Genomic DNA, 20,728 nt, shown 5'->3' on the forward strand with positions numbered 1-20,728 from the left:
AAGGAAATAAATGTTGTTTAAAATAAATAAAAAAAACTATGCTGACGTTTTATATCTTGTGGTATTTGCGTTGAATATTATATCGCTTATTTATATGGCGATGACCATATTAAATAATGGATTATTGGGAGAAAGATACAGAAATATGTATTTTGCAATAATGATTTTTTTAGAAATCATATTTTTAGTTTCAATTAGATGGAAAATCCCCAAAATAATATCGATGTTTTTTATGGTGGTGATAATAATATCTCATCTGGTGATTGCGAAGTATTTAAATGACAGCTTGAAATCGCTTGAGATAATGAATAGAAAATCAGAAAGTGCCATTTCTGTAAAAGACAAAGATAGTGGTGGTTCCTACAATATTTATCTGAGTGGAATTGACACAGAAGGTAACATAAGCAATGTTTCCAGATCTGATGTAAATCTTATACTAAATATAAATGCCAACAAAAAGAGCGCAGTTATAGTTAGTATACCTAGAGATTCATATGTGAGAATTTCAGGTGGTGGAAAAAATGAGTACGACAAGCTGACTCATTCTGGAATATATGGAATAGACAGCTCGATAAGCACTGTTGAAAATATAATCGATCAAGAAATAGATTATTATTTTAGAGTTAACTTTTCATCATTTGTAAAGCTGATTGATTTAATAGGTGGAATAGATGTATATAACAAAGAGGATTTTACGTCGAGACATGGAAAATACCATTTTTCAAAGGGAATCGTTCATTTGGATGGTAAGAAGGCTCTTGGATTTGCCAGAGAAAGATATTCTTTGTCCAATGGAGATTTGGATAGAGGTAGAAATCATGAGATTATCGTCGAAGCAGTATTAAAAAAATTGGTGTCGCTGAAAAGTATAGGTGATTATGGCAAAATACTGAAAGTCATGGAAGACTCTATTCAGACAAATATGCCAAAGGATAAAATGATTGAGCTATTTAACTACCAATTGAACCACGATGGTGACTGGAAATTTGAGCTTTTGGATATCAAGGGAGCTGGTAAAAGTGGATTGAAATCATTTGCGATGCCGGATTCGAAGCTGTTTATGTACGTTCTTGATGAATCAAGCTTAAAAGCAGTGCAAAATAGGTTGAAAGAAAATTATTCAAATGCAGGTATAAATCAAAATTAATATATAGTATTTCGTTATTGAATTAGTTAGAATGTAGTTATATAATAAAACTAATTTATTGAGTTGATATATTGTTCGTTTAGTTAATCAAAATTGAAAAAGAATATTAGTTTTGAGGAGGAATTTGTTTGAGTTATATTGAAATAAAGCATAGCTATAAAAGATATAAGGTTGGAGAAACCGAAATAATTGCAAACAACGATATCAGCTTTGATATTGAAAAAGGAGAGCTGGTAGTAATTCTTGGTTCGTCGGGAGCAGGAAAATCAACAGTTTTAAATATTCTTGGTGGAATGGACACAAATGATGAGGGGTCTGTTATCATAGATGGAAAGGAAATCTCGAATTATAATAAGCAACAGTTGACTCAGTACAGACGAACTGATGTGGGATTTGTTTTCCAATTTTATAACCTGATCTCTAATCTAACTGCAAAAGAAAATGTTGAACTGGCTGTAGAAATTGTGGAAAACTCAATGGATCCTGAGGAAACGCTAATTGAGGTTGGTCTAGGTCACAGAATAAATAACTTTCCGTCTCAATTATCTGGTGGAGAACAGCAGAGGGTTGCAATAGCGAGAGCCGTTGCCAAAAATCCGAAAATACTTTTGTGTGACGAGCCTACTGGTGCATTGGATTATAATACGGGAAAGCAGGTTTTGCAAATCCTTCAAGATATGAGCAGAAAAAAAGGATCGACAGTTATAATTGTAACTCACAATGCTGCGATTGCTCCAATCGCCGATAGAGTAATACATATGCACGATGCAAGGGTAAAAAGCATTGTGATTAATGAAAAACCTGCTGCGATTGCCGATATAGAGTGGTAGGGATAGAACATATAATATTAAAAATGTGTATGATTACGTAAAATCAGTTGAATAAATTAAGGGCTACATATTAATTTTAAAAATTAAGATAGAGATTTTTATGTCAGTATAAAATTTATGTTAGTATAAAATAAGTATATAATTTTTGAAATAAAAATACTTGTATTAAACTCATAATTGGTATATAATGTATTCATATTAGCGATGACGGAGCTTAGTAAGTTGATAATTGTATTTAGAGAGTGGATGTTTGGTGAAAATCCTCTGCAATTACTTCTGAATCTACTCAAGAGCTTCTAGTTTGAAATAGTACTAGACGTAATGCCTGCGTTAAAGGCTTTGAGGTGGATTATTTATTAATCAACTAGGGTGGTAACGCGGAACTACGACTTTCGTCCCTTATTTGGGATGGGAGTCTTTTTTTTATTTATTTTTAGAAATTATAATTAGAGAGGTGTTTGAAATGCTTGATGTAAAAAGAATTAGAGAAAACTTGGACGAAATTAAGGTCTTAATGGGAAGAAGAGGAGAAGGAGAATTTGATCCAAAGGATCTAGATGAAGTAATAGAGCTTGATGACAAAAGAAGAGATATACTTAAAGAAGTTGAAGTATTGAAGAATCAGTCAAATGTAGATTCTAAGAAAATACCTGAAATGATGAAAAAGGGTGAAAATATCGACCAAATAAAGGCGGAATTAAAAGAGTTATCTGATAGAATAAAGGAATTTGATGCTCAGTTAAAGGAAGTTGAAGATAAATTACAGTACAGACTTCTTAGAATACCAAATGTTCCAAATCCAGATGTTCCACAAGGGGAAACTGATGAAGACAATGTTGAAATAAGAAAATGGGGAGAACCACCAAAATTTGATTTTGAATACAAGGCTCATTGGGATATTGGAACTGATTTAGGAATGTTGGATTTTGAGAGAGCTGGAAAGATTACTGGATCAAGATTCACATTATATAAGGATAAGGGATCTAAGCTGGAAAGATCATTGATATCTTTCTTCTTGGACTATCATACTGAAAAGCATGGATATGTAGAAGTTATGCCACCATTTATGGCAAATGCTAACAGCTTTACTGGAACTGGACAGCTTCCAAAATTTGCAGAGGATATGTTTAAATTGGAAGATAAGGATTATTATTTGGTTCCTACTGCTGAGGTTCCTGTAACAAATATCTATGCCGGAGAAATATTGGGAGCTGATGACCTTACTATCAAGCATTGTGCATACACTCCTTGCTTTAGATCAGAAGCTGGTTCAGCGGGTAGAGATACTAGAGGTTTGGTTAGACAGCACCAGTTTAACAAGGTTGAATTAGTTAAGTTTACAAAGCCTGAGGATTCTTATGCAGAATTGGAAACATTGACAAATGATGCAGAGAAAATATTACAGGTTTTAGGTCTTCCATATAGAGTTGTTAAGATTTGTACAGGTGACTTGGGATTCACTGCTGCTAAAAAGTATGACTTAGAAGTTTGGATGCCAAGCTATAATAGATATGTTGAAATTTCTTCTTGCTCTAATTTTGAAGACTTCCAGGCTAGAAGAGCAAATATCAGATTTAAGAGAGATAAAAATTCAAAGACAGAATTTGTTCATACATTAAATGGATCTGGACTTGCTGTGGGTAGAACCTTCGCAGCTATTCTTGAAAACTATCAGCAGGCTGACGGAAGCGTTGTTGTTCCAGAGGCTCTAAGACCATATATGGGCTGTGATGTTATAAAGTAATAGATGAGTAGTTAAATCAGGTATATGTTATAAGTGTATTAATAGGCTTATTTGTATACCTGATTTTTTATTTTTGTATTTATTTTTATCACTGCCACTATGGTTGTTAATCATATGATATACTATTAGTGATAGCTATAAAATATTGATAGATTTTGATATTTATGAAAGAGGGTAAAAAATGTGCTTTAAAGAATTTGATGAAAAAACAAAATATTTTATGAGTGAGGCTTTACTTGAAGCACAAAAGGCATATGATAGGGGGGAAACTCCAATAGGTGCTGTTGTTGTATGTAATGGCGAAATCGTGGGTAGAGGGTATAATAAAGTCGAGACTTCAAACAATCCTCTTAATCACGCCGAAATGGTTGCGATTGAAGAGGCGTGTGATAAATTGGGGCGATGGAGATTATTTGATTGCGAGATATATGTGACGATGGAGCCATGTGTAATGTGTGCAGGGGCTATTGTGAATTCAAGAATAAAAAAAATATACATCGGTGCCAGACATTTAAAAAACCATGTGGTGGACAAGCACAATGAATTTAAAAGGGAAATTTACGATGACAATAAGGTTATTTTTGAATTTGGAATAATGGGAGAGGAGTGCTCTAATATATTGAATGAATTTTTTAAGAAAAGAAGGAGTGAAAAGAAATAACACTAATTTTATTAAGTAATGTTGATTATTGTGTCGACCGATCTTGAATATACAAAAAATATTTTAATTTTTAGTGATAATATCTTTACTATACTTCTCTAATATGGTATCATATGGAATTGGAGAGGTGTCCGAGTTGGTTTAAGGGGCTCGCCTGGAAAGCGAGTATGTGGGAAACTGCATCGAGGGTTCGAATCCCTTCTTCTCCGCTTCTTTCTGGTATGCATACCAGATTTTTTTATACCTTGATTGATGTTTTTTGTGTTTGTAAAATTTTTTATTCAGAAGAAAAGGGGGGAATTTTTATGGAAAATAGTGAAATCAAAGAGAATGTGAAATCTAGTGCAAAGGCGCTGATTCCATTTGGTGTGTTTATCGCAGTGTATTTGGTGACTGGAATTGTACTGAGTTCTCAAGGTGTTGAATTGGCTTTTTATCAATTACCATCTCCAGTTGCAGTTATTTGTGGTATAATTGTTGCATTTATATTATTCAAAGGTGGAATTGATGAAAAGTTTGATACGTTTATTAGAGGATGTGGAAATGAAAATATAGTGATAATGTGTATAATTTTCCTATTGGCTGGAGCGTTTACAACAGTTTCAAAACAGATGGGTGGAGTTGATTCCGTAGTTAATCTAGGAATGTCTGTAATACCACCTCAATTTATTACTGCTGGAATTTTTATTATTTCATCTTTTATTGCAGTTGCAACAGGTACATCTGTTGGAACAGTTGTAGCCGTTGCACCTATAGCCATAGGTTTTGCTGAGGCCGCTGGATTAAATCAGATGATGGTAATCGGAGCGACAATAGGTGGTGGAATGTTCGGTGATAACTTGTCTATTATATCAGATACGACAATTGCTGCAACTAGAACTCAAAATGTAGAAATGAAGGATAAATTTAGGGCAAATTTTGCAATAGCACTACCAGCGGCAATAGTCACTGTAGTTTTATTATTAATTTTTGGAAGACCAGAGGTTGTTCCAAAGGCTACAACTTATTCATATAGCCTTATAAAGGTTTTACCATATATTTTTGTATTAGTATCAGCGCTATGTGGAGTGAATGTATTCGTTGTTTTAACTGGTGGAATAGTATTTTCTGGCATTATCGGGATTGCAGATGGGTCTTTTACCGCACTGGTATATACTCAACAAATATTTGAAGGCTTTAAGGGTATGCTCGATATATTCTTGCTTTCAATGTTCATGGGAGGATTGGCTGCCATGGTTGAGAAGGAGGGCGGAATAAACTGGATATTACAGAAGATAAGAAAGGTAATAAGAGGAAAAAAATCAGCTCAATTGGGTATTGCTGCAATGATATCACTTACAGATATGGCGACTGCTAACAATACTGTGGCTATTTTGATAAACGGTCCAATCGCAAAGGAAATAAGCGAAGAATATGGTGTCGAACCAAAAAGAACGGCATCCTTACTGGATATTTTCTCATGTGTTTTTCAGGGAATTATTCCTTATGGTGCGCAGGTGTTATTTGCGTGTGCTAGTATAAAGGGGTTAAACAGTCCATTTGAGGTTATCAGTTTATGTTGGTATCAATATGTACTAGCCATTTTTGCGATATTGTCCATATATTTTCCTTATACGAAATACATGGGCTCAAATAAATAATATTTTGAAGATATTTTTTCAATTTTATTGAATAATACTTATTAATGTGTTATGATTAAAAGCGATTATACAAGAATTTTGTTCCATATTTGTGAATAATTAAGGTTTAGTGAACTTTTGTTTCGTATAATTCTATTAGGAAAACATGATTTCAACTTTGATTAACTAAAGATTGAAATAAAATATGTTAAAACTACATTAGGTTATAATTTTGCTGTACTAGATGGGGAGATAGCGGTGCCCTGTAACCCGCAATCCGCTTTAGCGGGGTTGAATTCCATCCCGAGGCAATTTGTCTGTGATGCAGTCCTATGCAAGTAGTGTTGATAGATGGGTCCCAAGCAATGGAAGCTCATGAATCCCGTCAGGTTCGGAAGAAAGCAGCGGTAAGTGATACCTTTCATGTGACTTGGGGATGCCTATAAGGAGCAAACTACATGGGCAACGGTTGGAGGCATTTGTCGGAGGATGGTGTGCAGTTTAAACATATAATTAGCAATCCCATGGTTAATGGGATTTTTTATTTTTTGGAGGTAATGAGATGCACAAAGCGTTGTACAGGGTGTATAGACCGATAGTATTTGAAGATATGATCGGTCAAGAGCATATAATAAAGACGTTAAAAAACCAGATAAAAGAGGGAAATCTGAATCATGCGTATTTATTCTGTGGCACTAGAGGTACGGGTAAGACTACTGCGGCAAAAATATTGTCTAGAGCTGTCAACTGTGACAATTTGGAAAATAATAATCCATGCAATCAATGCGAATCATGCGTATCAATTCTAGATAATTCCAATATTGACGTTGTAGAGATAGACGCTGCTTCAAACAATAGTGTCGATGATATCAGAGAGCTTAGAGAGACCGTAAAGTATACGCCTAGCAATTCAAAGTACAAGGTGTATATAATAGATGAAGTCCATATGTTGTCTCAGGGAGCCTTTAATGCTTTGTTGAAAACTCTTGAAGAGCCTCCATCCTATGTGATATTTATTTTGGCTACTACTGAGCCGAATAAGATACCGGCAACGATTCTTTCAAGATGCCAAAGATTTGATTTTAAGAGAGTGTCTATCAACGATTTGATGGACAGGATGAGAAATATCTGCAAAAGTGAAAATATTGAAATAGACGAGGAATCCCTTAGAATCGTCGCCAGAAATGGGCAAGGATCTGTCAGAGATTCATTGAGTATTTTGGATAAGTGTGTTTCATTTACAGATGGTGTAATCAATGCAAGTGACGTTGAAGACATTTTGGGTATTACAGATCCAATCCAGTTGATCGAGTTTGCGAGGAATATTATAGAATACAATGTCGGTGGATGTATAAAGCTAGTAGAAGAATACTATACAAACGGTAAAGACTTGAAAATTTTGACGCTTGATTTAATACAGCTGTTTAGAAATATCATGGTCGCAAAGATTTTGGGAGATGCAGAGGATTTCATAGAATTCACTGTAGAATACAAAAATATAATAATTGAATTGTCAAAGGCTGTAAGAAAAGAAGAGCTGGTTAGAGTATTGACTCTGCTTTCCGAGCTATTGGATAATTTGAGATTTACTACGAACAGCAGGATGAGTATGGAAGTGTATATGATGAAAATAGCAGCTCCTCAAACCGACTCGTCACTGGAAGCTCTTTACAGCAGGATTGAAAAATTGGAAAAATTGATAGAAGACGGCAAAATAAGTATAATTAATAATGTTATCGCTGATTTAGACACGCAAAATAATAAAACGGCTGGAGATAGACAGAAAAATTTTGCACATGGTGTAAATAAACATCAGAAAGTCGAACAAAAATCTGGCACTGACTCAGATTCTACAACAGCATCCGATAGTTCAGATGCCGGAGCATCTTCCAGTGAAAGTACCAGTGTGTTGACAGAGGATATCCTGAACAACATCAAAGAAGGCTGGATGGGACTGATGAATCAATTAAATAAGGATAATAAGAAGGTGCTGAGGGCATTTTTATTAGAAAAAGTTGATCTCATAATAAACAATGATATATTATATATCGTCGGTAGCGAAAATTTTTCATTTGTCATAGCGAGATTGAGATCTGCGGAAAACATAGATTATCTAAAAGTCGCCATAAAAAAGGTTTTTGGTATCGATGTAAATGTTGGTATAATATTAAGTAGTGAAACAGATAAAATGCTGGGTGGAAATATTTCAAATGATAGAAGCAGCGATGAATCAAATGGACAAAATAGGCTATTGGAGTTGATTGGTGATGATTTTTCAGGTGAAATAGAGTACGAGGAGTAGAAAATATAAATAATATTTTTAATATAAATTAAATATAAAAAATACAAATAACATGATGGAGGTATAAATATGGCTAAAAAAGGTGGTTTTGGTGGCGGAATGCCAGGTGGAATGAATATGAATAACTTGCTTAAGCAGGCACAAAAGATGCAGGCTGATATGCAAAAAGCTCAGGAAGAGCTAGAATTGAAGGAAGTTGAATCATCAGTTGGTGGTGGTGCAGTAGTTGTCAAGGTTAATGGAAAAAAAGAGGTTGTTGATATTCAGATAAAGGAAGAGGTAGTTGACCCAGATGATGTAGAGATGCTACAGGATTTGATTATGAGTGCGATTAATCAGGCTCTTAGAGATATTGACGAGATGCAGAAATCTCAGATGAGTAAATTTACTGGAGGAATGAACCTTCCGTTCTAATAGGAGCTAGAGGTAGAAAATATGGAAAATTATAGCGAGCCTATTGATAGGCTGATAAATGAGTTGTCAAAGCTACCAGGAGTAGGAAGAAAGACTGCTCAGCGACTGGCTTTTCACATAATCAATATGGATTCTAATGATATCAATGCATTGGCGAAAGCACTTGTCGATGTAAAAAATGAAATTAAATACTGTAAAATATGCTGTAATATTGCGGATTCAGAAATATGCTCAATATGCTCAAATGACCATAGAGATTCATCGATGATATGTGTTGTTGAAGATCCTAGAGATGTTGCAGCCATGGAGAGAACAAAGGATTACAATGGGAAATACCATGTGCTCAATGGCGTAATATCTCCAATGGATGGAGTTGGTCCAGAAATGTTAAAGATAAAGGAGTTGATTTCAAGACTGGGAACAGGAGAAGTCAAGGAAATCATTATGGCAACAAATCCAACTATAGAGGGTGAAGCCACTGCTATGTATATTTCTAGGCTTGTGAAACCAATGGGAATAAAGGTTACTAGAATAGCTCATGGACTTCCGGTTGGTGGAGATTTGGAGTATGCAGATGATGTCACTATTTCAAAAGCCATGGAGGGAAGAAGAGAAATTTAGCTATTTTGATAATTAAAATGTCGGAGGATTATTAGTATGAGTGATTTTGATGAAAATAAAGCTCTTGACTTATTGATCAAGAAGAGACATAACAATAAAAAGCCTAAGGCATCCAGCAAAACATCGAGGTATAAAAGAGTTAATGATAGTAGTCAGTTTAGAAATAATGCCAGAAATTTTCAGTATGATTATGAAGAAGATTACTATGAGCCAGAAAAAAAATAAATAAAAAGCTCACATTATTCAATTTTAAAAGAATATGTGAGCTTTTTTAATGTAATCAATGTGATAATTCTAAACTTTTAATCAAACCGTCAATTATATTAACAAATGAATTAAATTATAAATTTCATAAAAATTATTTTGTAAGAAGAGGAACGTCTTCAATTATGTCTAGCACAGACCTTCTAGAGAATGTGTTTGAGTAGTCGACCTCACAGTTTTCAAATATCTCCATAGAAAGCTTTGCTATATTTTCTGCCGAATTAAGTTTTTTGATAAGCTTGATATTGCCCTTCATTCTTTCAATTCTTTCAGGATTATCAATAAGCACCTTTATTACTGATTTGATTGAAAATTTATTTGTTGTCCTGATTGCAACACCGCAGTTAGTTAAAAAGTCAAGATTTTCTTCTTCTTGTCCAGGTATAAAGTACGGTATAATCATAGGAACTTCTTTTAGCAATGCCTCTGTTGTTGTCAATCCACCAGGCTTTGTAACCAATAAATCAATGGCAGGTAAAATATCATTCATGATATTTGTAAAACCGATTATTTTGATATTTATATCAGTATCGTACTCAGAAACTCTTGATTCAAGAGTCTTTTGAAGAGATTTATTTCTTCCTGTAATTACCAAAATCTGAAAATCTCTATCTATGGTTGCAATATCATCCAATGTACCTTTAATATTTCCTGCACCAAAGCTACCACCCATCAACAAAACAGTCTTTTTGCTTGGATCCAATCCAAGCTCTTGTAGCACGATATCTCTAGGTCTAGATTCTAGGAAGGACTTTTCGACTGGGATACCAAAGGGTTTTACTCTATTAGGCGAGATGCCGTCTTCAATCAAAAGCTCTTTCACATATTCATCTCCACATATATAGTAGTCTATCTCTTCCTGAAGATACGTGGAATGAGCTGTGTAGTCAGTCAAAACTGAAATAAGTGGCGGGAATTCGTATTTGATATCTCCACTTTTTTCAACAAATTCTTCAAATTCTGTTTCCAAATTCTCACCTCTGGCACCTTTTTTTAGTCTGCTAAGTGCGATAAGAGGGAAAGCGTGCGTACCAATTATCAAGTCCGGTTGTTCTTCCTTTATAAGTTTTTTAAACTTTCTAGCCATCAGAAGTGATATTGGGTTACTTTTATATTCGTTGAACGAAAAAAACTTTTTGTCCGACAGGCTATACGCTGTACCGTATGCCTTTGGTGTATATTTTGCGGACATTTCGTAACCCTCTGAAATAACTTTATCCATGGCTTGATTTACTAATTTAAAGCTGTCTTTGATGTAGCATTTTATATTTTCACCATTAAAGGTTCTTTTTTCCAATTCTTCGGCTATAGCTTTGGCAGCTCTATTATGCCCTCCGCCAGTAGAAGCCGTCATAATAAATACTTTTTTCAAATAAATACCCTCCTTTGTGAACTTCATTTTAATTTTTTATATATATATAAAAAATGAGATTATTAAAAGTCCTCTAGAGAAAATTATAAAGCATAATAGAAGTAATTTAAAGAGTTAATGGAGAAAAATAAATTTTTTGTAATCTTGACAGCTATATAACATTGTTATATTATTAAACTATAACAATGTTATGGGAGAGGTAAAAAATGTCTAAAAACGATTTAATAACGAGAGAAAAAATTTTGGAAATTGCGAAAGCCGAATTTCTGGACAAAGGATTCGCTAACGCCTCATTGAGGGGAATAGTGAAGGATGCTGGAGTTACAACTGGATCTTTTTATTGGTATTATAAAAGTAAATATGAGCTTTTCGATGCAATTGTGGAGTCTCATTACAATAATATAATGAATATGTACAAAAAAGGATATAGCACGTTTTTTGATATAGAAAGCAATAATAAGTCAGGAGACAGAATTTCTTCACATCTGGACAGTGTTATTTCGATTTTGGAGTATATGTACGAGTATAAGGTTGAGTTCAAAATATTAATTGATGGTTCGTCAGGTACAAGGTATGAAAATATTATACATGATATAACTGTATGCGGAATGGAAGAAATGCATAAATTTCATTTTTACCTAGAGCATATTGGTATTAGTGTCAAAAAATTATCTTCAGATACTGAACATATATTGATTAGTGGAATGTTCGCATCATTATTTGAATTGATAACTCATGACGTGCCCATCGACAATGCTAGAGTATGCGTGAAGGAGCTTTATGATTTTTATATGGCTGGCTGGATGCATATTATGGATGTTAAGTTGGATCTATCAAAAACGAAATGATAGGAGGAATATTTTATGAAAGAAGAAAATAAATCTTTTTTGAAAGTCGATAGTATTGTGAAAACATATGGAGATAATGATAATTTTAATAGAGTAATAGATGGTATATCTTTTGAGTTGGAAAAAGGTGTATTGTGTGCTTTATTGGGTCCATCTGGTTCTGGGAAATCAACACTTCTAAATGTAATAGGTGGTCTCGAAAATATTGATTCAGGAAGAGTCATTGTCGACGGCATAGATGTAACGAGTCTTTCATCAAAAAAATTAACAGAATACAGAAGAGAAAAATTGGGATTCGTGTTCCAGTTTTATAATTTGATAGGAGATTTGAATGTTAAGGAAAATATAGAGGTTGGTGCAGAGATTGTAGGGAACCCTATGGATATACATGAACTCATAAATAGCTTGGGGCTTGAAGAACACTGGAATAAGCTACCAAGTCAAATATCTGGGGGACAACAGCAAAGGTGCGCTATAGGAAGGGCGTTGGTAAAAAAACCAAAGCTTTTACTTTGCGATGAACCAACAGGAGCATTGGATTATAAGACATCAAAAGATATTTTGAGGCTTATAGAGAAAATTGTAGAAGAATATGGAACCACTGTAATAATTGCGACTCATAATGAGGAAATTACGAGGATGGCACAAAGAATCCTGAGAATAAAAGATGGCAAGGTGGTGTTGGATATAATAAATGATGATGTAAAGAAAGCCAGTGAATTAGAATGGTAGGTGTATTGATGCTATGAAAACAACTAACAAAAGGATATGGTTGGGTATTAGAAAACGACTCGGAAGAAATTTTAGCTTATTCTTGCTGCTTGTCATGATGATTTCGTCTGTTTCTGGATTTTTGGTAACTGCTGACAGTGTATTAATCAAATATGATGAAATAATGAGAGATGGAAACGTAGAGGATGGACAGTTTACAACAGCATATCCATTGGATGAAAACGTTTTAAATGAAATCGATAAGCTGAACGTGTATGTCGAAAAAATGGCGTATTTTGAAGTAAAAATGGATGGAAATAACAATCTGAGAATTTATGAAAACAGAAAGGTAATTGATAAAGCAGTTGTCACAAAGGGAAGAATCGCCACAAATGACAGTGAAATTACTTTGAATAGACTTTACGCCGAAAATAATAATATAAATATAGGTGAAAAACTGACTATACCGAGCAGTTATTTTAAGGATGGAAAGTCAAGAACTTTGTCTGTTGTAGGATTTGTAAGCACTCCAGATTACAATGCGGTTTTCTCAAAAAATACAGAGCTGATGTTTGATGCACAGTCATTTGGAATTGGGATGATAGATAAGAGTCTGATGGATAAGGCAGTTCAATCGAGCTTAGTTTATCAAAATGGATATAAATTTAATGACAAAGTGAATGATAATACATCAAAGTCAAAGCATAAAAAAATACTTGATATTGTAAGCAAAAAGAATATCCTGATGTCGTTTATGCCTAAAGACAGCAATAATGCAATTACCTTTATGATTGATGATATGGGTGGTGACAAGCCTATGATGATCGTGTTTTTCTGTATTATGCTTAGTGTTATCTCTCTTGTTTTTTGGGCAATTTCATCAAGTATAATAACTGAAGAAGCTGGAATAATAGGAACATTGATGGCAAATGGATATAGACGAAGTGAGCTGATAAAACTATATTTGTCAGGACCTGTTATAATAACGATATTTGCTGGAATAGTGGGTAATATATTAGGGTATACAGTTATGACCAAGCCTATGGAATCTATGTATTACAAAAGCTTTGAATTGCCAAATTTTGAACCTTATTTCAACATGGATGCTTTTGTTATGACAACGATAATTCCAGTTGTAATAATGCTGGCTATCAATGTGATATGCATTTCTAGAAAGATGAGGTTTTCGCCACTAGAATTTATTAGGGGAGCTTTGACAAAAAAAGGAAGGAAAAAAGCAAGGAATGTTCCATTTAAAAAATTTAAAACAAGATTTATTTCGAGGGTAATCATTAAACAAAAGGGTGACTATGCTGTGATGATGATTGGAATATTTATCAGTAGTATATTGCTATTCTACGGCTTGTCAATAAATCCTACCTTCGATAACTATACGAAAAATACTCGTGAAGGTATGGTTAGTAATTATCAATATATTTTAAAGGTACCCGTAGAATTAAACTCTGAAAAGACAAATAATGGTGCCAAACAAATGGATAATAATTTAGATTTAACCAGTAGAGGTGTAGAAAAATTGACTATATCTTCATCTCAAATATATATACCAATTAGAGGGGAAAAAGAGGATATAAGCATTATCGGAGTATCCGAAAATTCAAGATACTTTAAAAATCTTAAGGTTGCAAACAATCCCGAACATATCATCGCAAGTAAAAGCTTGTGTAAAAAAGCTGGTTTGCAAATTGGAGATAGTGTAGATGTTTGGGATAAGTTTACAGGAAAAAAGAAAATATATAAAATTGTAGGTGTATACGATTACCCATCTTCTTTATCATTATTTATGAGTAAAGATATTCTAAATAAAAACATTGACAAGGATCAGGAATATTTCAACTGTTATTTGAGTGATCACAAGCTAGACATAGACGAAAATTATGTTGCGACAATAATCGATAAATCTGTGGCAGGGGATGCGGGAAAACAATTAAAACAAATAATGGGACCTTTGATAGGTGTTTTTAGCACTGTATCAGCACTATTCTTTTTTATTATAATGTTTATGCTAACAAAGCTGATACTTGAAAAGAATAGTCTTAATATAGCTTACTTGAAAGTGTTTGGATATAGAACGAAAGAGATTAAATCTATATATCTAGGTGGAAGTACTTTTGTGCTATTACTTACAATTGCTTTGGGAATACCTCTTGAAATAAAATCACTAGAGTATATTTCTTTAATAGCTATGTCTAAGTTTAGTGGATATTTTGAAATGACAATAGACAAAAAATCTGTTATTGTGGCAATCATTGTGCCGGTTTTTGTATATATACTAATTATGGTATTGCAGATGAGAAAGATATCAAGGATGAGTTTCGCAGAAGCTTTAAAAAATAGAGAATGATATTACAGTAAAAAAATATATCAAATAAACAAAATCCTATTGACTTTTATTTATAATTTTGATATTATAATACTTGTTCAATAGGACAATGATTTTTTTAACAACTTCTGCGGGTGTAGCTCAATGGTAGAGTTCTGGCCTTCCAAGCCAGCTGTGAGGGTTCGATCCCCTTCACCCGCTCCAAAGTGGGAGTATAGCTCAGCTGGGAGAGCATCTGCCTTACAAGCAGGGGGTCACAGGTTCGAGCCCTGTTACTCCCACCAAAAAATGCGGCCTGGTAGTTCAGTTGGTTAGAATGCCAGCCTGTCACGCTGGAGGTCGAGGGTTCGAGCCCCTTCCAGGTCGCCAAAAAACTAAAAGTATTTTCGAGTAATTTGAATGAGATTTAAAAGAAAACGAAGTGGAATTGGAAGGAGCATACTTTTGTATGTGACTGAGAATTTTACGAGGAGCATTTCAAAGAACGTCAAAATACGAAAAAACAAAACTATATTTTCGAGTAGTTTGAATGAGATTTGAAAGAGAACGAAGTGGAATTGGAAGGAGCATACTTTTGTATGTGACTGAGAATTTTACGAGGAGCATTTCAAAGAACGTCAAAATACGAAGAAAATAACATATGCTGGTGTGGCTCAACGGTAGAGCAGCTGACTTGTAATCAGCAGGTTGTAGGTTCGATTCCTATCACCAGCTCCAACGTGGAGGATTTCCCGAGCGGCCAAAGGGGGCAGACTGTAAATCTGTTGTCACCGACTTCGGTGGTTCGAATCCACCATCCTCCACCAGAAATAAACTAAATATGCGGATGTGGCGGAATTGGCAGACGCACTAGACTTAGGATCTAGCGCCTTTGGCGTGGGGGTTCGACTCCCTTCATCCGCACCAGTTTATTTTAATTTAATGAGCGGGAATAGTTCAGCGGTAGAGCGCGACCTTGCCAAGGTCGAAGTCGCGAGTTCGAATCTCGTTTCCCGCTCCAAAAAATGGGTGCATAGCTCAGCTGGATAGAGCAACGCCCTTCTAAGGCGTGTGTCCGGGGTTCGAATCCCTGTGCGCTCACCATTTTTATAGGGGATTCGCCAAGCGGTAAGGCATATGACTCTGACTCATACATTCGGGGGTTCAAATCCCTCATCCCCTGCCAATTTTTATGGATCATTAGCTCAGCTGGGAGAGCACCTGACTCTTAATCAGGGTGTCCAGGGTTCGAGCCCCTGATGATCCACCAATATTTTATGGCGGTATAGCTTAGTTGGCTAGAGCGTTCGGTTCATACCCGAAAGGTCACAGGTTCAAGTCCCGTTACCGCTACCATAAGTGGACCATTAGCTCAGTTGGTTAGAGCGCCCGGCTCATAACCGGTAGGTCCGGGGTTCGAGTCCCTGATGGTCCACCATTTTAAGAATTTTAAGATAATAGTATAATCTCGAGGTGTAGCGCAGTTTGGTAGCGCACGTGGTTTGGGACCATGGGGCCGGGGGTTCGAGTCCCTCCACCTCGACCAATTTTTATGGTGGGTATAGCTTAGTTGGTTAAAGCGCCAGATTGTGGCTCTGGAGACCGAGAGTTCGAATCTCTTTATCCACCCCATATGAGGCGACATAGCCAAGTGGTAAGGCAGTGGACTGCAACTCCTTGATCTCCAGTTCGAATCTGGATGTCGCCTCCAATTATTCCAAGGTAGCTCAATGGTGGAGCAACCGGCTGTTAACCGGTAGGCTGTGGGTTCGAGCCCCACCCTTGGAGCCATGTTTTTGCGCCGAAGTGGCGGAACTGGCAGACGCACAGGACTTAAAATCCTGCGAAACTTATACTTTCGTACCGGTTCGATTCCGGTCTTCGGCACCATAGTTTATGACGCGGGGTGGAGCAGTTGGCAGCTCGTCGGGCTCATAACCCGAAGGTCGAAGGTTCAAGTCCTTCCTCCGCAACCAAATTAAATACTTGGCTCCTTGGTCAAGCGGTTAAGACACCGCCCTTTCACGGCGGTAACAGGGGTTCGATTCCCCTAGGAGTCATTTTTCACATGCGGGTGTAGCTCAATGGTAGAGTTCTGGCCTTCCAAGCCAGCTGTGAGGGTTCGATCCCCTTCACCCGCTCCAAAGTGGGAGTATAGCTCAGCTGGGAGAGCATCTGCCTTACAAGCAGGGGGTCACAGGTTCGAGCCCTGTTACTCCCACCAAAAAAATGCGGCCTGGTAGTTCAGTTGGTTAGAATGCCAGCCTGTCACGCTGGAGGTCGAGGGTTCGAGCCCCTTCCAGGTCGCCAAAAGACTAAAACAAGATTGTATTTTCGAGTAATTTGAATAGGATTTGAAAGAGAACGAAGTGGAATTGGAAGGAGCATACTTTTGTATGTGACTGAGAATTTTACGAGGAGCATTTCAAAGAACGTCAAAATACGAAAAAACAAAACTATATTTTCGAGTAGTTTGAATGAGATTTGAAAGAGAACGAAGTGGAATTGGAAGGAGCATACTTTTGTATGTGACTGAGAATTTTACGAGGAGCATTTCAAAGAACGTCAAAATACGAAAAAACAAAACTATATTTTCGAGTAGTTTGAATGAGATTTGAAAGAGAACGAAGTGGAATTGGAAGGAGCATACTTTTGTATGTGACTGAGAATTTTACGAGGAGCATTTCAAAGAACGTCAAAATACGAAGAAAATATCATGTGCTGGTGTGGCTCAACGGTAGAGCAGCTGACTTGTAATCAGCAGGTTGTAGGTTCGATTCCTATCACCAGCTCCAACGTGGAGGATTTCCCGAGCGGCCAAAGGGGGCAGACTGTAAATCTGTTGTCACCGACTTCGGTGGTTCGAATCCACCATCCTCCACCAGAAATAAACTAAATATGCGGATGTGGCGGAATTGGCAGACGCACTAGACTTAGGATCTAGCGCCTTTGGCGTGGGGGTTCGACTCCCTTCATCCGCACCAGTTTATTTTAATTTAATATAAGCAAATATATTATGGGTGCATAGCTCAGCTGGATAGAGCAACGCCCTTCTAAGGCGTGTGTCCGGGGTTCGAATCCCTGTGCGCTCATTTTGCTGGGGATTAGCCAAGTCGGTAAGGCACATGACTTTGACTCATGCATTCGTGGGTTCGAGTCCCGCATCCCCAGCCATTTTTTATTTGTTTGAAAAGTTTATTATCAGTGGAGAGGTGTCCGAGTGGTTTAAGGAGCTGGTCTTGAAAACCAGTGATGCTGAAAGGCACCGTGGGTTCGAATCCCACCCTCTCCGCCATGTAACTTGCCTAGATAGCTCAGTCGGTAGAGCAGGGGACTGAAAATCCCCGTGTCGGTGGTTCGATTCCGCCTCTAGGCACCATTTTGGCGGTATAGCTTAGTTGGCTAGAGCGTTCGGTTCATACCCGAAAGGTCACAGGTTCGAGTCCCGTTACCGCTACCAATTTGGATCATTAGCTCAGCTGGGAGAGCACCTGACTCTTAATCAGGGTGTCCAGGGTTCGAGCCCCTGATGATCCATTTTTTTATGGCGACATAGCCAAGTGGTAAGGCAGTGGACTGCAACTCCTTGATCTCCAGTTCGAATCTGGATGTCGCCTCTTATTAATTTAACAATTGAATAAATTATTTTTTTGTGTTATCATAATCAATAGACTAAGATATTTATTAATTAAAAATAGGGTAGTTATTGATTTTTTAATAAGTGCTCATAGCTCAACTGGATAGAGTACTTGACTACGAATCAAGGGGTTGTGGGTTCGAGTCCCGCTGGGCGCACTTTTAGACTTAAAGCACTTATGCTTTAGGTCTATTTTTTTAGGAGGAATAAAGTATGTATATTTTTATAATACTGCTATTGATTATAGTGATTGGTTTTTTTGTTCTCAGTAGAGATAATAGGGTGGATAGAGAAATAAAGTCAGTAGAGATAAGTGGACTAAAAAAAGGTGGAAAGATTGTTCAAATAAGCGATCTTCATTATTTATCTTCTAGACTAACAGATTATGGGGAGTCCTACAACGAAAAAATTGGAGTTGTAGATGCAAAACCTGTAAAAAATGTGGATAAAATATTAGATTCTCTAATATTGGAAGTTATAGAAATAAAGCCCGATGTACTCGTAATAAGCGGAGATATAACCTTTAATGGGGAGAGAGTTAGCCACGAGGAAGTTTCTTCAAAGCTAAATATATTGAAAGATAAAGGTATACAAGTACTGGTAATACCAGGAAACCACGATATAGATAGTCAAAGATCAAATTCATATTTTGGTGATGAAATAGAAACTGTGGAAAATATTGACTCAAATGATTTTTCGAATATATATAGTTCATTTGGTATGGGCGAAAATAAAAGAATTGTCAGTAGAGATAATCACTCGTTGAGTTATCTATATAAATTAAGCTCAAATGTAAATCTATTGCTTTTAGATACTAATTCTGGTAAAAATATCAATGAAGTATCAAATGGAACTTTAAAATGGATAGAAAGAATTCTTAAGTATACAAGCAGTAGAAATGAAATAGTAATATCTGTATCTCATCAGAATATCTTAATCCACAATAAGATGTTTGCATCGGGATATAGGATAAAAAATGCTTCAAGTATAGTAGAATTATATAAAAAATACAATGTGAGGTTAAATTTGAGTGGACACATGCATTTACAGCATATTTCTCAATATAACGGCGTATATGATATATCTATAGGCTCGATTGGACTATATCCTCATATATATGCTGTAGTCGATATAGATGATGTCAATACAATAGAGTATTTTACTGAAAAACTGTCAATTTCCAAATGGATGGAGAAGTATGGGTATAAGGATGATACACTTGTGAATTTTGATAATTTTTCCAGAGAAAAATTCAGAGAAAATGTGTTAATGCAATCTAGCAAGGTGCTTTCTGGTGAAAAGACAATCGGCAAATTCAAGAAAGAAGATATTGAAAAAATGATGGAATTTATGGTCGATTCCAGTGTCTCTTATTTTTCTGGCGAAATATATAAAAATCCTCAATTAAGAAAAGATAATCCAACCTTAAAAATGTGGCTGGAACATTTCTCGGATGAATTTCAAGTAAAGTACTTGGAAAGTATTTATACCGATGATGTCCTGAGAAACCACAATGAAATAACAATAAAGCAATAAAGAAAAGCAAATAAAGGGAAATAAAGGGAAATTAATAAAGAAATAACAAATATTAGTTGATAACGAAGTAATAATAAATTAATTACAAAAGATAAACGCCAAAACATCCTTTGAGTATGCTTTGGCGTTTTTAAGCGTTCCAGAGAGGATTCGAACCTCCGACACCTGCCTTAGGAGGGCAGTGCTCTATCCAGCTGAGCTACTAGAACAAAAACTACACTACTATATTAACATAAAATCTATAAAATATCTAGCAGATGGATTCATTTTTTAAATAAAAAATAGGATACATTTTCAGAATCCCATTTTTTTAAGACAAATAACACATAAAATTTTACCTTCTTATTTTATTAGTCGAACAACATTACCATTCTGTAAAGAAGGTTCTTTTTTAGTATTTCTTCGTGTTCTCTTTCTACAAAGTTGTTTTCAATTGTCTTATTGTTTTTCATGATTTACCTCCGTTAAATAATTTTTTATTTAACTTAATTATAACACTTATTATTAAAAGGTCAACCATTTTAATGAATGATTTTTTTAAAACAATTTTTATTAAATTTGCAAAATTAATATAGAAAAAGCTTATATTATCTTTTGATTATAAAAATTAAATTGGCTGGGTGCAAATATAAATAAATTTTTGGAAAATAAAGCTTATTGATGGTAAAAATTTTTATAAAAAAATTCAATTGAATATCAATA

The 20,728-nt window shown here is 35.6% G+C and carries 15 protein-coding genes, 35 tRNA genes, 1 other RNA gene and 1 other annotated feature; of the genes, 49 read left to right on the top strand and 2 right to left on the bottom strand.

What is annotated here, in order from left to right; genetic code table 11:
- The first annotated feature begins 10 nt into the window (after positions 1-10).
- The 11 genes from FYJ71_RS08355 to FYJ71_RS08405 all read left to right on the top strand — a co-directional run bounded on the left by FYJ71_RS08355 (position 11) and on the right by FYJ71_RS08405 (position 9,563).
- The gene (locus tag FYJ71_RS08355; RefSeq protein WP_154538445.1) at positions 11-1,147 is read left to right on the top strand and encodes an LCP family protein; all 1,137 of its coding nucleotides are present in this window, start codon (positions 11-13) and stop codon (positions 1,145-1,147) included.
- A 128-nt stretch (positions 1,148-1,275) separates the two neighbouring features.
- Positions 1,276-1,977, top strand: coding sequence for an ABC transporter ATP-binding protein (locus FYJ71_RS08360; RefSeq protein WP_154538446.1), 702 nt, complete (start codon positions 1,276-1,278; stop codon positions 1,975-1,977).
- A 195-nt stretch (positions 1,978-2,172) separates the two neighbouring features.
- Positions 2,173-2,380: a binding site (T-box leader), on the top strand.
- Positions 2,381-2,440: 60 nt separating this feature from the next.
- Positions 2,441-3,721 (top strand): serine--tRNA ligase, encoded by a 1,281-nt coding sequence (gene serS / locus FYJ71_RS08365; protein WP_154538447.1) that lies wholly within the window; start codon positions 2,441-2,443, stop codon positions 3,719-3,721.
- Positions 3,722-3,902: 181 nt separating this feature from the next.
- Positions 3,903-4,382, top strand: a complete 480-nt coding sequence (locus tag FYJ71_RS08370; RefSeq protein WP_154538448.1) for a nucleoside deaminase — start codon at positions 3,903-3,905, stop codon at positions 4,380-4,382.
- Between the two features lie 121 nt (positions 4,383-4,503).
- Positions 4,504-4,591, top strand: a tRNA-Ser gene (locus tag FYJ71_RS08375).
- A 96-nt stretch (positions 4,592-4,687) separates the two neighbouring features.
- Entirely contained in the window at positions 4,688-6,022 is a 1,335-nt protein-coding gene (locus tag FYJ71_RS08380) for a Na+/H+ antiporter NhaC family protein (RefSeq protein ID WP_154538449.1), read from the top strand.
- A 214-nt stretch (positions 6,023-6,236) separates the two neighbouring features.
- An RNA gene (ffs, locus tag FYJ71_RS08385) (signal recognition particle sRNA large type) lies at positions 6,237-6,501 on the top strand.
- A gap of 62 nt (positions 6,502-6,563) precedes the next feature.
- On the top strand, positions 6,564-8,303 hold the full coding sequence (dnaX, locus tag FYJ71_RS08390; protein WP_154538450.1) for a DNA polymerase III subunit gamma/tau: 1,740 nt from the start codon (positions 6,564-6,566) through the stop codon (positions 8,301-8,303).
- Between the two features lie 69 nt (positions 8,304-8,372).
- Entirely contained in the window at positions 8,373-8,717 is a 345-nt protein-coding gene (locus FYJ71_RS08395) for a YbaB/EbfC family nucleoid-associated protein (RefSeq protein WP_091994344.1), read from the top strand.
- A 21-nt stretch (positions 8,718-8,738) separates the two neighbouring features.
- The gene (gene recR, locus FYJ71_RS08400; RefSeq protein ID WP_154538451.1) at positions 8,739-9,338 is read left to right on the top strand and encodes a recombination mediator RecR; all 600 of its coding nucleotides are present in this window, start codon (positions 8,739-8,741) and stop codon (positions 9,336-9,338) included.
- A 36-nt stretch (positions 9,339-9,374) separates the two neighbouring features.
- On the top strand, positions 9,375-9,563 hold the full coding sequence (locus FYJ71_RS08405) for a hypothetical protein (protein ID WP_091994341.1): 189 nt from the start codon (positions 9,375-9,377) through the stop codon (positions 9,561-9,563).
- A 133-nt stretch (positions 9,564-9,696) separates the two neighbouring features.
- Here the strand turns inward: FYJ71_RS08405 and FYJ71_RS08410 are convergent, their stop codons facing one another.
- Positions 9,697-10,974, bottom strand: coding sequence for an MGDG synthase family glycosyltransferase (locus FYJ71_RS08410; protein WP_154538452.1), 1,278 nt, complete (start codon positions 10,972-10,974; stop codon positions 9,697-9,699).
- Between the two features lie 206 nt (positions 10,975-11,180).
- On the opposite strand from FYJ71_RS08410, the gene FYJ71_RS08415 reads away from it, so the two are divergent.
- The 38 genes from FYJ71_RS08415 (at position 11,181) to FYJ71_RS08600 (ending at position 20,026) form a co-directional block, all read left to right on the top strand.
- Entirely contained in the window at positions 11,181-11,822 is a 642-nt protein-coding gene (locus tag FYJ71_RS08415; protein WP_154538453.1) for a TetR/AcrR family transcriptional regulator, read from the top strand.
- A gap of 15 nt (positions 11,823-11,837) precedes the next feature.
- A complete protein-coding gene (locus FYJ71_RS08420; protein WP_154538454.1) occupies positions 11,838-12,554 on the top strand; it encodes an ABC transporter ATP-binding protein in 717 nt (238 codons plus the stop codon).
- A gap of 13 nt (positions 12,555-12,567) precedes the next feature.
- On the top strand, positions 12,568-14,895 hold the full coding sequence (locus tag FYJ71_RS08425) for an ABC transporter permease (protein ID WP_154538455.1): 2,328 nt from the start codon (positions 12,568-12,570) through the stop codon (positions 14,893-14,895).
- Between the two features lie 109 nt (positions 14,896-15,004).
- Positions 15,005-15,078 (top strand) — tRNA-Gly (locus FYJ71_RS08430).
- 4 nt (positions 15,079-15,082) lie between these two features.
- Positions 15,083-15,158, top strand: a tRNA-Val gene (locus tag FYJ71_RS08435).
- Positions 15,159-15,166: 8 nt separating this feature from the next.
- A tRNA-Asp gene (locus FYJ71_RS08440) sits at positions 15,167-15,243 on the top strand.
- A gap of 273 nt (positions 15,244-15,516) precedes the next feature.
- Positions 15,517-15,591: transfer RNA gene (locus FYJ71_RS08445), tRNA-Thr, on the top strand.
- Positions 15,592-15,595: 4 nt separating this feature from the next.
- A tRNA-Tyr gene (locus FYJ71_RS08450) sits at positions 15,596-15,680 on the top strand.
- A 16-nt stretch (positions 15,681-15,696) separates the two neighbouring features.
- Positions 15,697-15,780 (top strand) — tRNA-Leu (locus FYJ71_RS08455).
- A 19-nt stretch (positions 15,781-15,799) separates the two neighbouring features.
- Positions 15,800-15,874 (top strand) — tRNA-Gly (locus FYJ71_RS08460).
- A gap of 6 nt (positions 15,875-15,880) precedes the next feature.
- Positions 15,881-15,957 (top strand) — tRNA-Arg (locus tag FYJ71_RS08465).
- A gap of 7 nt (positions 15,958-15,964) precedes the next feature.
- Positions 15,965-16,039 (top strand) — tRNA-Gln (locus tag FYJ71_RS08470).
- Between the two features lie 8 nt (positions 16,040-16,047).
- Positions 16,048-16,123, top strand: a tRNA-Lys gene (locus tag FYJ71_RS08475).
- 9 nt (positions 16,124-16,132) lie between these two features.
- Positions 16,133-16,209: transfer RNA gene (locus tag FYJ71_RS08480), tRNA-Met, on the top strand.
- A 5-nt stretch (positions 16,210-16,214) separates the two neighbouring features.
- Positions 16,215-16,291 (top strand) — tRNA-Ile (locus tag FYJ71_RS08485).
- Positions 16,292-16,322: 31 nt separating this feature from the next.
- Positions 16,323-16,399, top strand: a tRNA-Pro gene (locus tag FYJ71_RS08490).
- Positions 16,400-16,408: 9 nt separating this feature from the next.
- Positions 16,409-16,485: transfer RNA gene (locus FYJ71_RS08495), tRNA-His, on the top strand.
- A gap of 5 nt (positions 16,486-16,490) precedes the next feature.
- A tRNA-Cys gene (locus tag FYJ71_RS08500) sits at positions 16,491-16,564 on the top strand.
- 5 nt (positions 16,565-16,569) lie between these two features.
- Positions 16,570-16,644 (top strand) — tRNA-Asn (locus FYJ71_RS08505).
- 9 nt (positions 16,645-16,653) lie between these two features.
- A tRNA-Leu gene (locus FYJ71_RS08510) sits at positions 16,654-16,743 on the top strand.
- Positions 16,744-16,753: 10 nt separating this feature from the next.
- Positions 16,754-16,829: transfer RNA gene (locus FYJ71_RS08515), tRNA-Met, on the top strand.
- A 12-nt stretch (positions 16,830-16,841) separates the two neighbouring features.
- Positions 16,842-16,913, top strand: a tRNA-Glu gene (locus FYJ71_RS08520).
- Positions 16,914-16,923: 10 nt separating this feature from the next.
- A tRNA-Gly gene (locus FYJ71_RS08525) sits at positions 16,924-16,997 on the top strand.
- A gap of 4 nt (positions 16,998-17,001) precedes the next feature.
- Positions 17,002-17,077: transfer RNA gene (locus FYJ71_RS08530), tRNA-Val, on the top strand.
- 9 nt (positions 17,078-17,086) lie between these two features.
- Positions 17,087-17,163 (top strand) — tRNA-Asp (locus FYJ71_RS08535).
- Positions 17,164-17,460: 297 nt separating this feature from the next.
- The gene (locus FYJ71_RS08540) at positions 17,461-17,610 is read left to right on the top strand and encodes a hypothetical protein (protein WP_154538456.1); all 150 of its coding nucleotides are present in this window, start codon (positions 17,461-17,463) and stop codon (positions 17,608-17,610) included.
- A tRNA-Thr gene (locus FYJ71_RS08545) sits at positions 17,574-17,648 on the top strand. The genes FYJ71_RS08540 and FYJ71_RS08545 overlap by 37 nt, the downstream gene beginning before the upstream one ends.
- Positions 17,649-17,652: 4 nt before the next feature.
- Positions 17,653-17,737 (top strand) — tRNA-Tyr (locus tag FYJ71_RS08550).
- A 16-nt stretch (positions 17,738-17,753) separates the two neighbouring features.
- A tRNA-Leu gene (locus FYJ71_RS08555) sits at positions 17,754-17,837 on the top strand.
- 34 nt (positions 17,838-17,871) lie between these two features.
- Positions 17,872-17,945: transfer RNA gene (locus FYJ71_RS08560), tRNA-Arg, on the top strand.
- 6 nt (positions 17,946-17,951) lie between these two features.
- Positions 17,952-18,027, top strand: a tRNA-Gln gene (locus FYJ71_RS08565).
- Between the two features lie 32 nt (positions 18,028-18,059).
- Positions 18,060-18,148: transfer RNA gene (locus FYJ71_RS08570), tRNA-Ser, on the top strand.
- An 8-nt stretch (positions 18,149-18,156) separates the two neighbouring features.
- Positions 18,157-18,232 (top strand) — tRNA-Phe (locus FYJ71_RS08575).
- A gap of 4 nt (positions 18,233-18,236) precedes the next feature.
- A tRNA-Met gene (locus FYJ71_RS08580) sits at positions 18,237-18,313 on the top strand.
- 4 nt (positions 18,314-18,317) lie between these two features.
- Positions 18,318-18,390: transfer RNA gene (locus FYJ71_RS08585), tRNA-Lys, on the top strand.
- A 9-nt stretch (positions 18,391-18,399) separates the two neighbouring features.
- Positions 18,400-18,470: transfer RNA gene (locus tag FYJ71_RS08590), tRNA-Cys, on the top strand.
- A gap of 104 nt (positions 18,471-18,574) precedes the next feature.
- Positions 18,575-18,648 (top strand) — tRNA-Arg (locus tag FYJ71_RS08595).
- A 55-nt stretch (positions 18,649-18,703) separates the two neighbouring features.
- Positions 18,704-20,026 carry a metallophosphoesterase gene (locus tag FYJ71_RS08600; RefSeq protein WP_154538457.1) on the top strand — a complete coding sequence of 441 codons (1,323 nt, stop codon included), beginning with the start codon at positions 18,704-18,706 and terminating at the stop codon, positions 20,024-20,026.
- 135 nt (positions 20,027-20,161) lie between these two features.
- On the opposite strand, the gene FYJ71_RS08605 is transcribed toward FYJ71_RS08600, so the two are convergent.
- Positions 20,162-20,235: transfer RNA gene (locus FYJ71_RS08605), tRNA-Arg, on the bottom strand.
- Between the last annotated feature and the right edge of the window lie 493 nt (positions 20,236-20,728).

This window comes from Peptostreptococcus porci (assembly GCF_009695815.1).
GTDB lineage: Bacteria > Bacillota > Clostridia > Peptostreptococcales > Peptostreptococcaceae > Peptostreptococcus > Peptostreptococcus porci.